The 17,258-nt window shown below is 60.7% G+C and carries 13 protein-coding genes; 2 read left to right on the top strand and 11 right to left on the bottom strand.

Features of this window, described 5'->3' with window-relative positions:
* Positions 1 to 114: 114 nt before the first annotated feature.
* A complete protein-coding gene (locus KEM63_RS10390) occupies positions 115 to 1,761 on the top strand; it encodes a methyl-accepting chemotaxis protein (RefSeq protein ID WP_223651388.1) in 1,647 nt (548 codons plus the stop codon).
* 79 nt (positions 1,762 to 1,840) lie between these two features.
* Here KEM63_RS10390 and KEM63_RS10385 read toward each other — a convergent pair whose 3' ends face one another.
* From KEM63_RS10385 to KEM63_RS10335, 11 genes are all read right to left on the bottom strand, one after another.
* Positions 1,841 to 2,962, bottom strand: a complete 1,122-nt coding sequence (locus tag KEM63_RS10385) for a sensor histidine kinase (protein ID WP_223651385.1) — start codon at positions 2,960 to 2,962, stop codon at positions 1,841 to 1,843.
* Between the two features lie 162 nt (positions 2,963 to 3,124).
* Positions 3,125 to 3,361 carry a hypothetical protein gene (locus KEM63_RS10380; RefSeq protein ID WP_223651383.1) on the bottom strand — a complete coding sequence of 79 codons (237 nt, stop codon included), beginning with the start codon at positions 3,359 to 3,361 and terminating at the stop codon, positions 3,125 to 3,127.
* A gap of 188 nt (positions 3,362 to 3,549) precedes the next feature.
* The gene (locus tag KEM63_RS10375) at positions 3,550 to 4,356 is read right to left on the bottom strand and encodes an enoyl-CoA hydratase family protein (RefSeq protein WP_223651381.1); all 807 of its coding nucleotides are present in this window, start codon (positions 4,354 to 4,356) and stop codon (positions 3,550 to 3,552) included.
* A gap of 220 nt (positions 4,357 to 4,576) precedes the next feature.
* The gene (locus KEM63_RS10370; RefSeq protein WP_223651378.1) at positions 4,577 to 6,640 is read right to left on the bottom strand and encodes a hybrid sensor histidine kinase/response regulator; all 2,064 of its coding nucleotides are present in this window, start codon (positions 6,638 to 6,640) and stop codon (positions 4,577 to 4,579) included.
* Between the two features lie 334 nt (positions 6,641 to 6,974).
* Positions 6,975 to 7,874 carry a YsnF/AvaK domain-containing protein gene (locus KEM63_RS10365; protein ID WP_223651377.1) on the bottom strand — a complete coding sequence of 300 codons (900 nt, stop codon included), beginning with the start codon at positions 7,872 to 7,874 and terminating at the stop codon, positions 6,975 to 6,977.
* A 54-nt stretch (positions 7,875 to 7,928) separates the two neighbouring features.
* Positions 7,929 to 8,339, bottom strand: a complete 411-nt coding sequence (locus KEM63_RS10360) for a DUF2382 domain-containing protein (RefSeq protein ID WP_223651376.1) — start codon at positions 8,337 to 8,339, stop codon at positions 7,929 to 7,931.
* A gap of 138 nt (positions 8,340 to 8,477) precedes the next feature.
* Positions 8,478 to 9,650, bottom strand: coding sequence for a hybrid sensor histidine kinase/response regulator (locus KEM63_RS10355; protein WP_223651375.1), 1,173 nt, complete (start codon positions 9,648 to 9,650; stop codon positions 8,478 to 8,480).
* On the bottom strand, positions 9,647 to 10,219 hold the full coding sequence (locus KEM63_RS10350; RefSeq protein WP_223651372.1) for a chemotaxis protein CheB: 573 nt from the start codon (positions 10,217 to 10,219) through the stop codon (positions 9,647 to 9,649). Before KEM63_RS10350 ends, KEM63_RS10355 begins: the two co-directional genes overlap by 4 nt.
* Entirely contained in the window at positions 10,216 to 11,049 is an 834-nt protein-coding gene (locus KEM63_RS10345; protein ID WP_223651369.1) for a CheR family methyltransferase, read from the bottom strand. Before KEM63_RS10345 ends, KEM63_RS10350 begins: the two co-directional genes overlap by 4 nt.
* Complete coding sequence (locus tag KEM63_RS10340) at positions 11,046 to 14,483, bottom strand: response regulator (protein ID WP_223651367.1); 3,438 nt, start codon at positions 14,481 to 14,483, stop codon at positions 11,046 to 11,048. The genes KEM63_RS10345 and KEM63_RS10340 overlap by 4 nt, the downstream gene beginning before the upstream one ends.
* A 265-nt stretch (positions 14,484 to 14,748) precedes the next feature.
* Positions 14,749 to 15,729: an AraC family transcriptional regulator gene (locus KEM63_RS10335; RefSeq protein ID WP_223651365.1), complete on the bottom strand. Its 981-nt coding sequence runs from the start codon at positions 15,727 to 15,729 to the stop codon at positions 14,749 to 14,751.
* A gap of 300 nt (positions 15,730 to 16,029) precedes the next feature.
* Here KEM63_RS10335 and KEM63_RS10330 point away from each other — a divergent pair, with 300 nt between their 5' ends.
* Entirely contained in the window at positions 16,030 to 17,211 is a 1,182-nt protein-coding gene (locus tag KEM63_RS10330) for an efflux RND transporter periplasmic adaptor subunit (protein WP_223651363.1), read from the top strand.
* The last annotated feature ends 47 nt before the right edge of the window (positions 17,212 to 17,258 follow it).

Genomic DNA, 17,258 nt, shown 5'->3' with positions numbered 1-17,258 from the left:
TCGAATTCGGCTAATGACGCGCAGTCAGGGGCCGATAGGAAAGTGTGCGCAGGCCGGGGGAGATTTCATAACACCTGGCCGCGACGTCCGAACCTCTACCTTGCGGGTAATCTCATGCTTCAATTGCGCCGTTTTTCCATTTCCCAGCGGCTTGCTGCCGCCACCCTCATTGCCCTGATGCTCATTGCGGGTCTGGGCAGCCTGTTTGCCCTCGACTACCGCGCCGCGTTGCTCAATGACCGGGCCCTGAAAACGCAACACCTGGTCGAATCGACCCACGGCGTGTTGAACCACTTCCATCAGATGCAGGTACGCGGAGAAATGACTCAGCAACAGGCGCAGGACGCCGCCGCCCGGGTCATCGAAGGTCTTCGCTACGGTGAAAATGATTATTTCTGGGTGCATACGCTGGATCTGATGATGATCATGCATCCCTTCAGCACCAAACTGGTAGGCAACAGCATTGCGGAGGTGGCCGATCCGAATGGCAAACGGCTGTTCAGAGAGATGAATAACGTCGTCTCTGCCAGCAAGGCTGGGTTTGTCGACTACTATTGGCCCAAGCCAGGCGTTACCGAGCCGGTGGCCAAGATTTCCTACGTGGCCCTGTTCGAGCCGTGGGGCTGGGTGCTTGGCTCGGGCATCTATCTCGACGATGTGTCGGCAGCGTTCTGGGCCGAAATTCGTACGCTCCTGTTGCTGGCGGGTGGCGGCCTCATCGCGCTGCTGTCGATCAACCTGATGATCGCCAGAAGCATCACCCGGCCCCTGCGCCAGGCCATGCAGGCGATGAACGACATCGCCACAGGTGAAGGCGATCTGACGCGACGGCTGGACAGTCAGGGCAATGATGAAGTGGCTGGGCTGGCGCGGGGATTCAATGCCTTCACCGACAAGCTCACCAAGGTCGTTGACGATCTGCGCACCGGTGTTGCCCTCAACCTCACGATTGCCGACGAAGTCGGTAAGGCAATGGTCGTGGCGGAGAAGTCTTTCGATCAACAAAAGAACGAACTCGACACCATTGCTTCTGCTGTGGAGGAGATGAGTGCTACTGCCCAGGAAGTGGCCGCCCGCATGACCGATTCGTCGGTCGCCGCGCGGGAAGCCGGGGCGCAGAGCGATCTGGGCCATCAGACGGCGGATGTGACCTCGAGCATGATGGGCAGGCTGGCCGGCGACATTACACTTGCCAGCTCATCCATAGCCGAACTGGAAACCAGTTCACGGTCGATCGGTTCAGTTCTGGGCGTCATTCGCGGTATCGCCGAGCAAACCAACCTGCTGGCGCTCAACGCAGCCATTGAAGCAGCGAGAGCAGGAGAGCAGGGCCGCGGCTTTGCAGTCGTTGCCGATGAGGTTCGAACCTTGGCCAGTCGCACGCAGTCTTCCACAATGGAAATCGAGAAGATGATCGACTCGCTGCAAACCGGTACCTCCGGTGCGGTAAAGAAGATGTCCGACAGCTTCCGCCAGTCGGAAGAAATGCAGGTCCAGGTCGAGCATTCACGGAGCGCGCTGGTGTCCATCGGCGAGGCCATCAGCACCATTACCGGCATGACACAGCAGGTTGCAGCAGCCGCAGAAGAACAGTCGCATACCTCGAACGAGATTGCTCGTAGTCTGACGCAACTGGCCACCTTGGGTGATCGGGTCATGCGCGAGTTGAAGAGCACCGTGGGCAATACCGATCAGCTCAAGCGTACGGCTATCGAACTCGACCGTCTGGCTGGTCAGTTCAGGACCGCCAATCACAGTTGATGCTGGCCGCGGTCGTTCGCCAGGGAACATGCTGTATCGGGCAGCATGTTTGACGCAGGCGGCTGTTTTTGACGGCTTGTCAGGCGGCGCCTCGGGGCAGCTCAACCTTGAAGAGCGTGCCGCCTTCCTCGCTGGAAAGCACGCTTACCGAGCCGGCATGGGCGGCGACCAGCTCATTGACGATGTAAAGCCCCAGACCGACATGCTTCCCGCCGTTGGCCGGCTGGGAGTGGCCTCTCGCGGATAGCTGAAATATTCGACTGTGCTGGCTGCGGGGTATGGGAACACCGTGGTTGTGCACGCTAAGTGTCACCGCGCTGGATCGACCGTCGCAGGTGACGACAATCTCACCGCTCGCAGCGCCGTGCTCGAGTGCGTTGCCGATGAGGTTCTGACATATCTGGCCTACCCGGCCGACATCCCAGTGACCCGAACAATCGCCCCTGGCGACCTCTCTGATCGAGTGGTCAGGATGCGAGCCGCGAAACTCCCTGGCGATCCGGCCCGCTATCTCTGCCAGGTCGGCCGGTCGCCTGTCTATCCGGATCCCGCTGCCGATCCTGCTTTCGGTAAAGTCCATCAGGTTGTCCAGCATCTCCGTCATGCGTTGCACGCTGTCGAGCATGTGGGTTCCGAGCTGAACATGCTGCGCGTTGCCATCCTTCGTATCCTTCAGTTTCCGCGCGCCCATGCTGAGAAACTGCAGGGGTGAGCGAAGATCGTGTCCCAGCATGCCGAGAAACACATCGGAGTTCTTGTTGATGGCAGCGGAGTATCGCGCTATGGATTCGGCCAGCGCCTGATCCATGGCTTCATTGAAATGAATGATGTCCTCCATTTCTCCGTGCTCGGACGGGCGACCATGCCGGGTCCATAAGGACAGCACGCTAGCGCGCAGCGCGCGGTATTCGGACACCAGCATGGTGAGTGAAAACCCCGAAAGCAGGCGTTCATCTGCGTGCGTCTCGGCTGCGGTCTGCGAATTTTTGTCTGGCCCGTTCCCTTGGGATCTTTCCTTTCGCGTCGCATCGCTCTGCTCGGTTGCCATATCCCCGACTATCACCAGCAGCATCTGTTCCGCGTGATCACGCAGATCCGTCACATTCATGTCGCCGTCAGGCGGTTGTATCGTTCGGGCAAAGTCTTCCCATTCCTTGAGAATAGCTTCCATGTTTGAAGCTATGAATTCGTGCAAACGCATGTCGCGGTCTCCGAAGCGGTTTCGTGCAGCTTAGTACAGGCTCACGAAGAGCAGCCTCGCTCATGTGGTTCGTGTGGTTCATGTGATGGGCCGGTTTGGAAGGGGCGGCGGGTCGCCTCGTTGTGCAGCCACCCTCGTGCAGGCACCAGCATCCGGTGAGGCTTACGCCACCACCGCGTCGACCGGCAGCGAGCAGCGAATCTCGAAGACATCCGCCTCCAGCGGCCAGAGCTCGAGGCCCTCGGTGACGAGTATTCCATCCAGCAGAGTATGCACCTTTGCGCGATGCATTATCTTCAATGGGTTACGGCCCAGTATCACGGCGCCGTCGGCGATCATTGCATCGACGTGCTTGCGCATCTGGGGGAACCGGCGACGATCGGCTTGCGTGGCAGTCATCAAACACTCCTCGGCGTCGCTTCGTTGACGCTCGCTTGGTTGATGGTGAAATGCCAGCATTCTTCGTGCCAGTTCGGCTGCTTCGTGCTGTGGAGCCTTGGCGCACGTCGGGGGCGAAGAGGAGAAGGAAGGGAAGGGGACGCAGGCAACAAGGGACGCTGGCTGAAGGCTCAACCAGCTATTGGGTATCAGACCCGCGGAGACGGGAACCGTGGTGCGCGCTTTTCCTTGAAGGCCGCTATGCCTTCCGCGGCTTCGGCGCCGCCGAGCGCATCGGCCATGTGCTGTTTTTCCCGCTCGAGTTGACGCTCGAACGCCTCTCGATCCGGCTCGGCAAGTAGCTGGAGAATTACCCGTTGCGACTCCCGGGCGCCGTCAGCCAGCTGACGACCCATTTCCAGCGCGACATCAAGCGCCTTGCCGGGGTCGACGACGCGATTGACCACACCGGCATCGGCGAACCGTTCCACAGGCAAGCGACCGCCGAACAATGCAATTTCTGCCGCCAGCTGGTGGGGCAGGGACTGGGCCAGAAACGCCGAGCCACCACCGTCCGGGACCAGTCCCGCCTTGACGTAGGCCAGCGAAATGTACGAGCCCCGGGCGGCCACGATCAGATCCGCCGCGAAAGCCAGGGAGGCACCGGCACCTGCTGCTCCGCCCTCGATGGCGGCAATGACCGGTTTGGGGCAGTATTTCAACTTCAATACCAGATCGTGCAACCGCTGAATCAGCGCGGCGCGTTCATGCACGGGCAATGCTGCGCGGGTTTCCAGCGAACGCAGGTCACCGCCGGAGCAGAAGAAGTCCCCGGAACCTCGCAGGACGAAATTGGCGATGCCCGGATCCTCCAGCGCCTCGTCAATGTGCTTTTCCATCAACACATACATGGCCGTTTCCAGCGCGTTACGCTTGTCCGGTCGATTGAGCGTCAGCACAAGTGTCGGGCCATGGCGCTCGGCCAGGACGGTGTCTGGGTTGGTAGGCGAACTCATGACGGCTCCTCTCATGTTTGATCAGCCGAATATACCGGTTTGGGTGACTCGGCCCGACTTCATAAGCGAGTTGAATGATTACTGATGGTCCGCGTCTGCGAAGCGCGCCGTCATCGCCGAGGCGTCGCTGGAGAACGTCATCGCGTCGCAGACGAGAACCGCTGTACACCGATCCCGGGTCACTCGGGATTGGCACTCGCTCTCGCTGCCGATGACAGCGTCAGGCTCTCAAGAGCTCGCGAATGGTCGACGCCAGTGTGGCGATGGCAAACGGTTTGGTCAGAACCGTCATCGCGCTTTCCTGGTTCGCGGTGTCGAATAGCGCGTGTTCGGCATAGCCGGTGATAAACAGTACGGGCAGCCCGGGGCGGCACACCCGTCCTGCATCGGCCAGCTGGCGTCCATTCATGCCCCCTGGAAGCCCAACGTCCGTTACCAGAAGGTCGATCCGTATGTCAGACTGCAGAGTCTCCAGCCCGGTCAGACCGTCAGCCGCTTCCAGAACCGTGTAACCCAGGTCCTGAAGTACGTCGCTGACCAACATCCTCAAGGTCGCCTCGTCGTCTACCACCAGCACCGTTTCGCCGGTGTCGGAGCCGCTTAACGAAGACTCCTCGCGCAGCCCGGTTTCCAGCCCTGCTTCACCCAGATGGCGGGGCAGATAGATCGACACCTGGGTACCCCGGCCGACAGCCGATGTTATTCGCGCCTGCCCACCCGACTGCTTGGCGAACCCGTAGATCATCGAGAGCCCGAGTCCTGTGCCCATGCCAATCGGCTTGGTGGTAAAAAAGGGATCGAAGGCCCTGGCGATGATCTCCGGCGGCATACCTGTCCCACTGTCACTGACACGCAACCGCAGGTACTCTCCAGGAGGAAGATCGCGTTGCTTGCCAGCTTCGGCGTCCAGCACGCAGTTACTGGTTTCAATGACGATGCGCCCCCCTCCCGGCATGGCATCGCGCGCGTTGATACACAGGTTGAGCAGGGCGTTTTCCAACTGTGACGGGTCGACGAGGGCGGGCCACAGATAGTCGTCGCCGGCACATTCCACCGCCACGCCGGGTCCTGCGGTGCGCCGTATGAGATCGAGCATGCCCTCTATCAGCAGATTAGCGTCGACTGCGCGCGGGGCCAGTGTCTGACGGCGTGAGAAGGCCAACAGGCGGTGGGTCAGCGCCGCAGCGCGCTTGGTCGCACCCTGCGCTGCGCTGATGTACTTCCCGGCGTCCTGGTGGCGCTTCTGCTCGATGCGAAGACGGATGAGATCCAGACTTGCGGAGATGGCGGTCAGGAGATTGTTGAAATCGTGCGCCAGTCCACCGGTCAATTGCCCCACCGCTTCCATTTTCTGTGCCTGGCGAAGCTGGCCCTGAGCCTTTTCCAGAGCGGCTTCCTGTTCCTTCTCGCCTGTGATGTCACGGCCCGTGGCGTAGGTCAGTGTACCGGCCGGCGCGGCGGCCCAGGAGATCCAGCGGACTGAACCATCCTTGTGCCGATAGCGGTTGATGACGCGCAGCTGCTCGCCGCGCCCCGTTCGCTCATAGGCATTCACCGTGCCGCTGTGATCCTCGTCCACGACGAACTCGTTGACATGGTGGCCCACCAGTTCCTCCGGAGCGTAGCCAAGCAGAGTCGTCCAGGCAGGGTTAACTCTGCGAAATATGCCGTTGAAATCGATGATCAGCATCAGATCGGGTGCGGTGTCCCACATCAGATCACGTTCCTCGGTACGAACCGTCACCTCCTCGGACAGGCTGGCATTGAGCCGCTGCAGTCGTGTCTCGGCCAGTTCCCGCTCGCGCTCGGCGACTACCTGTGCGGTCACCTCAAAGCCCTGGTTGAACAGGCCGACGATCTTTCCTCCTTCCCCGCGAATCGGGCTGGCGGTGAATGTCCAGAACGTCGTCTCGGGCTGGCCGCGCCGAACCATCGGCAGTTCGATGCGCTCCTGCGCAAAACCGCGACCGGTGGCCATGGCCTGGAGGAAGGGGGATGCGACCGCCTCCCAGGTAGCGCCCCATACATCAGCCACGGGGCGGCCCAGGGCGTCCGGATGCCGGTCTGCCATCGATGGTATGTACGCGTCGTTGTACAGCATCCGTAGCTCCGGACCCCAGAGGATGGTGCCAAGCACAGGCGAGTTCAGACAGGTCGAAACGACCGTGCGTAGCGATTGAGGCCAGCTGTCGGGCGAGCCCAGCGGCGTGGTGGTCCAGTCATGGGCACGCATGAGCGCACCCATTTCGCCACCACCGGCCAGAAAGGAATGCGGGTTACTCATAATCAGCTCATAGAGATGTGTTGGCGCTCATCTGGCAACAGCGCTTGAATTACTTCAGAACAGGCGAGAGCCAGCTAGTTCGGTGCTGCTGACACCAGACGCAACGCATCGCTGCTCGATTCTCCAGGCGGCAGACCAAGTCTCGTGTCTGCCGAGCTGCGCTCGGGCGTTGGAGTGAGGCGGCGGTACATCTGGCACGCGGCTCGGTAACCGGCGCTCAAGCAGATGAGCCCTGGGCGCAGCGAAGAAGCGCAGGAGGAGGGCCTGACAGGAGGGGCGGGCACTGAAAGGCCGCGGTTAAGCGGCCTCCAGGTCATGCGGACATCGGCAACGATCAGCTCTTGAAGCGGTCGTTCGGCTTGTTGGTTTTGTCCAGCGTGGCGTCGCGGCGAGTGGCGTCGTTCTGCACATCGACATCCGTGTGGCGGACGGTATCGCGAATGGTTTTTTCTCGATCGGACGACTCTTTGCCGACAACAACTTCCTCGACCACGCGCGCACGTTTTTCGACGACGGCTTCTTCTTCGGTTTCCTGGATCTCGAGCGAACCGGATTTAAAGTTTTTCAGCTCCTCGGGATTTGCCGCCCGATCAACCGGGCGCCGTTCCACGTGAGCATGTTCTTCGTGCAGGCGTACGTTTTCCTCAACGGGATGTTCGGTCACGCGCGACACCACACGGACCGTGCCCTTGTTCACTTGACGCTTGCCTACCTTGAGGTCCTCGTCGATGACCGGAATGGAAGCGCGCTCGCCGCTGTGGTCGACCGAGCGATCGGTAGCGCCGGACTTATCTCCAGCGCCGATATGCTTGCCGGCGACGTGCTTGCTGGCGCCGTCGGTGTTCCAGGTGGCAGAGCGCTCGTCGATATCGATTGCGCCGTTGCGCTCGAGAATGGCCTCAACTTCTTCAGCCTGGTCGTCATTCGCTGCTTTAACCGTGACCAGGGCCGCACCCCGACGATACGCCTCGGGATAGGCAGTCCCATGGTGATGCGGGCGATGGTTCTCGTCTTCGCCGAACAGTGACGCGAAAAAGTCACTGACCTTGTCGCCAAAGGATTCATCCTGGTCACCGCTGCGATCGGCAGTCGTGCTGCGGGTGGTGCTGGAGGGATCGTTATTCAGCTCGGACGCTGAAATATCGACCTCTCGGATGTTCTTGGTCATCAGTTGCGATTTCGCCGCCTGTGCTTCTTTGAGCGTGTCGAATGCTGCTACCAGAGTGTGTCTCATGGTCATCTCCCGAGGTTGATGTCATTGGTTTCAGTTTGGCGCGAGGCACGCAGCTCAGTCCGGTTTTGAAAGGTCGCCGTCGCTGTGCTTGATCACCACATTCTCGTTTCTCAACGTCACTTCCTGGGTGTAGGGCACATCTTTCACGTAATGCTGTATATGCAGTTCTTCCTTTAGAAGAAGCCGCTTCTCAACAACCAGTACTTCCTCGAGCACAGGAACGATGGTGGTGCCGTTTTCGGTACGGACCTCGGGTGGATGCTCGATGTCGACTGCATGACCCTTCGGCACCCGCTCGACCGACGCACCCCGACTCTGAAGCATTTCCGAAACCAGATGGTTTTGAGCTTCCACATGCTTGTCTATCGTCGTGACACCGGTAGTGACCGACCTTTTTGACACGGTGGCCCGCTCTTCCAGAACCGGAATTGAGGTCTTTGCGGTGCGTCTGTCGGAATCGTCCATCAGGGGGTGTCCTGCCTCTCGAAGTTTCGTGGCTGCTGTAGATGCAGAGTGACTGCCAGCGGCATCGTTCAACTCGACTGCCGAGAGGAATGGAAGATAGACGAGCGGTAGAAAGCGCCCAGGGCAGCGCCGTTTCGCTTAGCTGACGGCGGTGCCTGCGCTCACTGGGTGGTCGCTGCGCAGTTCGGGCCGGGGAAGCTCGAGCGTGAAGGCGCTGCCCTGATTGGGGCCGTCGCTGGAGACGGCAATGCTTCCACCGTGCAGCTCGACCAGTTGCTTGACCAGAGCAAGGCCGATGCCGAGCCCACCGCCAGCATGACCGATATGATCCTCCACCTGCTCGAACATCCGGAAGATTGCTGCGGTGGCATCCAGCGTCAGACCGAGGCCGTTGTCGGCCACGGTCACGCGATACGCGTCAGGGCCGTCTTCGACGGTGATCTCGATACGTCCGCCCTGGGGGGTGTATTTGGCGGAATTGTTGAGCAGGTTGGCGATGCACTGGGTGATACGGACCGGATCGGCGACTATCTCGATGCGCTGTTCAGTCATGTGCAGGACCAGCGCATGGCCCTGCGCCTCGATTGCCGGCCGTGCCATCTCCACGGCCGCGACTACGGCGTCCCTCAGATCGAAGGTCGAGGTGCGCAGTTCGATCTTGCCCTGGGTAATGCGTGATGCGTCCAGGAGGTCGTCGACCAGGCGCACCAGATGCGTCATCTGCACCTGCATCAATCCGTTGATCTTTTCCGCCTGGGCTTCGTCCGGCTTGCGCAGCAGCAGCTCGAGTCCGCCCTGCAAGGCTGCGAGCGGGTTGCGTAACTCGTGAGCCAACACCGCAAGAAACTCGTCCTTGCGGGATGCGGCCAGCCGCAGGGCGTCCGCCTGCGCCTGCAGCAGGTCGCGCTGTTCCGCGATCATCTGACGCTGACGGTATATCTCGAAGAACACCTCGGTCTTGCTGCGCAGAATGTCGGGCTCGATCGGCTTCTGGATGAAGTCGACGGCGCCGGCTTCGTAGCCCTGAAATCTCCTTTCGGCACTGTGGCTTCCGGCCGTGACAAAGATGATCGGAATGCGCCGTGTCCGCTCATTACCGCGCATAAGCTCCGCCAACTCGAAACCGCTGAGTCCAGGCATCTGTACGTCGATCAACGCGAGCGCCACATCATGGGTCAACAGCAGCTCAAGTGCCTCGTCGCCCGATGTTGCCAGCAGCAGTTCGAGATCGTCGCGGCGCAGCAAGGCTTCAAGGGAGAGCAGGTTTTCCGATAGATCGTCTACCAGCAGAAATTTGACCGGCGAGTTCATGTCGGGATGCTCATCAGATAGGACGAGATGTCCGCGAGCGTCATGACCCGCGCACCCGGTGTCAGCGTCAGCGCCGCGTCGGGCATCGCCCGCGCGTAGGCTTCCTCCGGCTCCTGGACAATCACTGTGCCGCCGGCGTGCGAGATTGCCTGGAGGCCGCGTGCGCCATCACGGTTGGCGCCGGTCAGCAGGATGCCGATCAGCTCTGCTCCCCACACGTCGGCTGCGCTCTCCATTGCTACATCGATCGAAGGGCGTGAGAAAAGGACTGCGTCGTCATTGGACAGCACTATGGTCACCCGGTCCTCGAGCAACATGTGGTAATTCGGGGCGGCGAAGTAGATGACGCCTGCCTCGACCGGCTCCTTGTCCTCCACTTCGATGGCGCGGAGCCTGCACTTCGCATCGAAAATCTCGGCCAGTACGCTGTCCTTGTCCGGCGGCACATGAACGACTACGAAGATCGGCAGCGGGAATGTGGCCGGCAGCGCGGGCAGAAGCTGTGACAACGCCTCGAGCGCCCCCGCCGATGCACCGATGATGACGGCTCCGCGGGCTGGGCTGGTCATGAGTCAGTCCTTTGGTAGATTTTTTCGACCCGCACGAAATCACGAAACGCGCGGGCGTGCTCCGAGAATCTCAAGCTTTCCTTCGCGCCCAGCCCCAGGAAACCGTTTCTCAGCAAAGAGTCCTTGAACAGACCCACCGCGCGTTCCTGCAGGGCGCGATCGAAATAGATCATCACATTCCGGCAGGACACCAGATGCATTTCGCCAAAGACCTGATCGGTTACCAGGCTGTGATCCGAAAACACCACGTTACGGCGCAGGCTCTTGTCAAAGACACAGCGGTTGTAACGACTGTGATAGTAGTCCGAAAGAGAGGTCCGGCCACCGGACAGGCGGTGATTCTCGGTGAACTCGCGGACCCGCTCGGCATCGTAAATGCCTGCCTCGGCCTGTGCCAGTGCTTCGGGGTTGATGTCGGTGGCATAGAACAGGGTCCGGTCCTCCAGACCTTCCTCGCGAAACAGAATCACGAACGAGTAGAGCTCTTCGCCGGTGCTGCAGCCGGCGATCCAGATTTTCAGCGAAGGGTAGGTGCGCAGGTGCGGTATCACGCTTTCGCGGATGGCCCGGAAGTAGCTTGGATCCCGAAACATTTCGCTGACCTGGACCGTAAGGTAACGGAGCATTTGCGGCAGCATGTCTGGGTCGTGCAGTACACGCTCCTGCATGGCGGAGATGCTCGAGAAGCCGAGGTCCTGCTTTGCCTGGCGCAACCGGCGCCTGATCGAGGCCAGCGTGTAATTGCGAAAGTCGTAGTGATAACGATGATAGAGCGCCTCCAGCAGCAGGCGAATCTCGATGTCCTCGATCCTTTCGAAGGTTTCGCTCATTGCGGCATCCAGACCCGGACGAGCGACAGCAGCTTTTCCACATCCAGTGGCTTGGCCATGTAATCGTTGGCGCCGGCCTCGATGCAACGCTGCTGATCATCCGGCATGGCCTTGGCCGTCAGAGCGATGACGGGCAGTTTCTTCCAGTTCGGATTCTTGCGGATGTGGCGGGTAGCCGTCAGACCATCCATGACCGGCATCATGACGTCCATCAGCACGAGGTCGATCTGACCGTCTGGCTGGGTGGATGCGCGGTCGAGTTTCTGCAGCGCTTCCTCGCCGTTGCGTGCGATCTCGATGAGCGCTCCGCGCGGCTCGAGGATGTTGGTCAGCGCGTAGACGTTGCGCACGTCATCTTCCACGATGAGGATGCGCCGCCCTTCGAGCAGCGAATCGCGATTGCGCGCCTTGCGGATCATCCGCTGTTGTTCGTCCGGTAGCTCGGACACAACCTGATGCAGGAACAGGGTGACTTCATCAAGCAACCGCTCCGGCGACTTGGCGCCCTTGATGATGATCGACTTGGAATAGCCGCGCAGCAGCTGCTCTTCTTCCCGCGTCAGCACCCGGCCGGTGTAGATGATCACCGGCGGGAACGAGTGCTCGCGGTTCTGACTCAGCGTTTCCAGAAGTTCGAAGCCGGAGGCGTCCGGAAGCGACAGGTCAAGCACCATGCAGTCGAAGGTCTGTGTCTGGAGTAGCGCAACACACTCGGCGGCCGTTCCGGCGCCAACCGTTTCGACGTCATGCGAGCCGATGAGATTACTCACCGCTTCGCGCTGCACCGTGTTGTCTTCCACGATGAGCACGCGTCGCACGTTCTGGGAGATCTTTGCCTCGAGGGTTTTCAGTACGCCGACCAGTTCGTCGCGCTGTACGGGCTTCAACGCATAGCCGATCGCGCCAAGCGACAGGGCGCGCTCGGAATAGTCGTCGGCGGAGATGATATGAATCGGTATGTGGCGGGTCCGCACGTCGCGCTTCAGGCGGTCGAGGACCGACAGGCCGGACTGATCGGGCAGGCCCACGTCGAGCACGATGGCGCTGGGCAGGAACTGTCGAGCCAGCTGCAGTGCCTCGTGAGCGGTTTCGGCCACCAGTGCCTGGAAGTTTGATTCGCGCGCCAGATCGCGCAGGATCATGGCAAACGAGCGATCATCCTCGATGATCAGCAGCCGCCGCGCGCCCTCGTCGGACTTGAGCCGGTCGTCGTCCACGACGTTTCCCAGCGGAACGTAGGCCGAGCCTTGTGCCGGGGAAGGCAGGGAGGCAGGTGCCAAGGGCTGCGGCTGTACATCCGGAGCCTGAATGGCCACTGCGGAAGAGTCATACTGCCTTGGCAGCACAACAGTGAAGGTGCTGCCGGTCCCGGGGGTGCTCTTCAGATGCAGCGTGCCGCCGAGCAACCGGACTACCTCGCGGGAAATCGACAGCCCGAGACCGGTGCCGCCAAACTTGCGGCTGATGGTGCTATCGGCCTGATGGAAGGCTTCGAAGATGCGCGCCTGCTGCTCCTCGGCGATGCCTATCCCGGTATCGGTAACCGACAGGGCCACCTGATTGTCGCTCAGCGAACGCACGGTCAGCGTAACGCTGCCCTTGTCGGTGAACTTGATGGCATTGGCAATCAGGTTCTTGAGCACCTGTTCCAGTCGCTGGGGGTCGGTTTCAATGACGGCCGGGGCGTCAGGCAGGGTTTCCAGTGAGAATGCCAACCCCTTTTCATTGGCGACTGGATCGAACAGATGACGAAGCGAATTGACCATGCGTTCGGTGGACATCGGTTCGGGCCGGATCTCCACATGGCCCGCCTCGATCTTGGACAGATCGAGGATGTCATTGATCAGGTTCAGCAGATCATTACCCGAAGACTGGATCGTCTGCGCGTATTTGACCTGCTCGGGGGTGAGATTGTCGTCCTGGTTGTCGGCAAGCAGCTTGGCCAGAATCAACGAGGAGTTCAGCGGTGTGCGCAGCTCATGTGACATGTTGGCGAGGAAGTCCGACTTGTACCGGCTGGCCTGTTCCACTTCCTGCGCGCGGAGGTTGATCAGTTCGTTGGCCTTCTCCAGGTCGTCGCGCTGACATTCGAGTTCCTGCGCCTGCTGCTCGAGCTGCGTGTTGGTCTGCTCCAGCTCCACCTGTTGCTGCTCCAGACGGGCCTGGGATTCCTTCAATGCTCGGCTTTGCTCCTCCAGCTCCTCGTTGGAGACGCGCAACTCTTCACTCTGGACCTGCATTTGTTCAGCCTGACGCTGCGTCTCCGCCAGCAGGGTCTGGAGTTGGACGCGGAACTCGGCGGATCGGATGGCTGCCGCGATGGCACCGGACGACTGTTCCATCATCGATAGCGCTAGATCCCCGACAGGGTTGAGGAAGCCCAGTTCGAAAACGGCTTTCACTTCGCCGTCTACCATGGCAGGTGCCAGCGCGAGGTAGCGGGGCGACTGCTTGCCGAGAGCAGAACCGAAGGCAATGTAGCCTTCCGGTAGTTCTCCGACGGTAATGGCCCGATGATCCTGCAATACATGCGCGAAGAGACTGTCGTTTCCATCAAATTTGGATGGCAGGGTAACGTCTGTAGGCACGCCATATCTGCCGAGCAACTGATATTCGCCGCTGTTTTCCACGTAGATAGCGCCTGACACGGCTCCGAGATGGCTGGTAAGGAAACGCAGAATGTTTTCGCCCAGCTGTTCGGTGGATTGCTCGCCGAGGACGACCGTTCCCAGGCTCACTTGAGCGTTCTGCAGCCATTGCTCGCGCCGCCGTGCAAGCGTCGCCCGGCGGATCAGGGTAAAGATGGTCAACGTGAGTGCAATGCCCAGTGCTCCGGAGAGAGCACTGGTTATGAAGGCGACAGTGTAGGCACTATGCATCGCCTCCACGCGTTCAGCGCGAACATTGGCGGCTTCATCGCGTATCTGGAGAATCGTGCTGCGTATAGCATCCATCTCCGCTTTGCCACGCTCCAGATTGGCGCCGGCGATCGCCGCCGCCTGACCTTCACGGAGATAGATATTGAGTATCGCCTCGAGTTCGCGGAACCGCGTGTCGACGTACCCTCTCAGGTCGTCGAACCGACGACGTTGCGCATCATCCAGCCGGATCAGCGCCTCGACACGCTTCATCCGGTTCTGCACCTGCGAAACGGCTCGATTGTATGGCTCGAGGTAGCGCTTATCGCCGGTGAGCAGGAAGCCTCGCTGTCCGGTTTCCGCGTCCTGTACTTCCACGAGAAGTCGGTCGATGGCCACGATTGTCTCATGCGTCTGGGCAACGCTCTGGTGGCTTGATCTGAGCAGGTGGGTGTTATAGACGGCGACTGCTGTGCTCAACAGGAAGAACACAAATACGGCCGCGAGGCCTGCGGCAACCTTGGGGTCCAGCCCCAGTACGCCCTTGTTGGTCACTTTCGGGCTTTTTCTGTGCATTGTGACTCACGCGCTCTCAAGTCAGCGTCAGTGCACCGGGCGATCCGCAGCAGTCGAAAGAAGGACTGTCTGGACGGTGTCTCACAGTACGCTGTCGATTAAGGGTTCGCTGGAAATTCCAGAAAAATGTCTGGCGCATTCAACGGCTGGCGGCAAACCGAAGCATTGTAACAGTTTATGAAGCGCCGCCGCAGATTCGCGATGCCGTAGCATTGCGCAGGCGTGTTCGCGCCCGATCCCGCCCCGCAATGTGAAGGTGCGAATGCTAGGCAGGCATGCCCATTCGGGTTTCACCGCGCAGCTTGATAACGTCCGCACGTGGCGGCGCTCCAAACATCCGGCTGTATTCCCGGCTGAAATGCGAGGGGCTTTCATAGCCCACTCGATAGCTTGCGGTGGCGGCCTCGAGCCCTTCGCTGAGCATGAGTCGCCGGGCTTCGTGCAGACGCAGCTTCTTCTGAAACTGCAGCGGCGACATGCGCGTGACCTGTTTGAAACTGTGATACAGCGTGGACTCGCTCATGTTCACGTCTTCTGCCAGTTCGCGCACCCGCAGGGGTTCGGCAAACCGGTCCTTGAGCACGGAAATCACTCGCGAGATTCGATTGGACTGGCTATCCGCCGAGACGAATTCGCGCATCCGTGCGCCCATCGCACCGACCAGGGCACGGTAGATGATTTCGCGCTGAATCAGCGGGGCGAGTATCCGTGCATCGGTGGGGGAGTCGAGCAGTCTCACCAGCCGGGTCATGGCGTCGAGGATGCCCAGGTCCACCTGCGTGACGCATAGCCCGCAGGCGGAGTAGGGGCAGTCGCTGGGCTCCACTGCCGGTACGGCATCACCCAGCTGCAGCACCAGTTCGGCCACCTCGGCCGGGTTGATGTTGATCTTCACTGCCAGAAACGGATGTTCAGGCGACGCATCCACCACCTGCCCGTTCACCGGAAGATCGACGCTGGACACCATGTAGGTGAGCGCGCCGTAGACGATTTCCCGATCACCCAGTTGTACCGTCTTGCGCCCCTGTGCGATGACGCACAGGGAGGGTTCGTAGACGGTCGACATGCACGGAGTGGGTGCGTCCACCCGGAACAGGTCGAGGCCGGGAATATCGGTTTCATATACCCCTTCCTGCGTCACACGGGCCGAGACCAGCTCGGCCAGCTCGCGACACTCGGGCAGTACAGGCAAGGCGGGTGACTGCTGGGGATTGTCCAGCGTAAAAGGAAAGGCGGCGGTATCCATGGCATTTCTCCGAAGACGTGCACGCAGTATATACAGGATTAGGTAAGTATCATGACGGCCTCGTGACGGTTGCAGAATTAGGCAAGTATCCGACAGGATTGCGCAATCGCCCGTATCATAGGGCTCATGGCGGTGCGTTGTTTCAGGCTGATGCACGTTTTTGGACTGGTGTTCACATATGCCTGTGATTCGTTCTACAGGATCAGGCAATCATGCGGCAGTAATCCGCTACCCATGCACATGCTCGCGACCGTATCGTTCAGCCTGTTCGACGCCCTGCGTGCTGAACGACCTGTAACCATGACCCGGATCGGAAGCGAGAACGCCATGCGAACCACCACTATCAACAATGCCAAGGCAGCGATGCTCGCGGCCTTTCTTTCGGCTGTCCTGGCCGGCTGCGATGCCCGAGGCGAGGACGATGCCGCAGCCGTACCCCCTCCGGAAGTCGAGGTGGCGGTTGTCGAAGCCGAGCCGGTAACCCTGTGGGGAGCCTTCAGCGGTCGAGTTGAAGCGCCGCAGACAGTCGAGCTTCGTCCGAGGGTAAGCGGCTATATAGAGGAGGTGCGTTTTCAGGAGGGGGCTCTGGTCAGCGAAGGCGATGTACTGTTTGTCATCGACCGGCGGCCGTACCAGGCTCGCGAGCAGCTCGCCCAGGCCGAGTTGGCCCAGGCCCGCAGTCGGCTGGCATTGGCTTCCAGCGAAGCCGCCCGGTCGGAACAGCTCTGGAAGCGCCAGGCGATCTCCCGCGAAGAGTTCGAGCAGCGTAGCGCGGCAAAGCGCATGGCTGAGGCGGCGGTGGAAGCAGCCAGTGCAACACTCCAGAGTGCGCAGCTGAATCTTGCCTATACCGAGGTCAAGGCGCCGGTCAGTGGGCGGATCGGCCGCGCTGAGGTCAGCCGAGGCAATCTGGCGACGGCCGATACAACCCTGTTGTCCACACTCGTGTCGGTGGACCCGCTCTACGTCTACTTCGAAAGTGACCAGCAGACCGTGCAGGACAATCCGCATGGGCCGAAGACCCCGGTGCGCATCGGGCTGGCGGGACAGGACAATTTCCCCTTCCGCGGGCAGCTGGATTTTGTCGACAACCAATACAACCCCCGCACCGGGACCCTGCAGTATCGGGCTCGGGTAGCCAACCCGGACGGTGCGCTACGCCCCGGTCAGTTCGCTCGGGTCGAAATGCCGATCGCCTCGGCGCCCGAAGCGCTTCTGGTGGACCAGAAGGCGGTGATGACTGACCAGGACCGGCGCTATCTTTACGTGCTGAGCGACGATAACCGAGCCGAGCGGCGGGTGGTGCAGACCGGTCGCAGGGTGGACGGCATGCTGGTCGTCACGGCCGGGCTGGCAGCAGGTGAACGCGTGGTGGTCAACGGGTTGCAGAAGATCGCGTTCCCCGGCATGCAGGTTGCCCCGGCGCTGGTGACCATGCGCAGCTCGCCGGCGCCGGTGGTCGCTGCGACGATGTCTCGATGAGCTAGCGTTCCGCCTTATCCCATCTTCTTTCTGATACTGAATCGGGC

It is taken from the genome of Halopseudomonas nanhaiensis, from assembly GCF_020025155.1.
Lineage (GTDB): Bacteria > Pseudomonadota > Gammaproteobacteria > Pseudomonadales > Pseudomonadaceae > Halopseudomonas > Halopseudomonas nanhaiensis.
The sequence above is the reverse complement of the archived record's forward strand: the minus strand, read 5'-3'. Positions and strand labels throughout refer to the sequence as shown.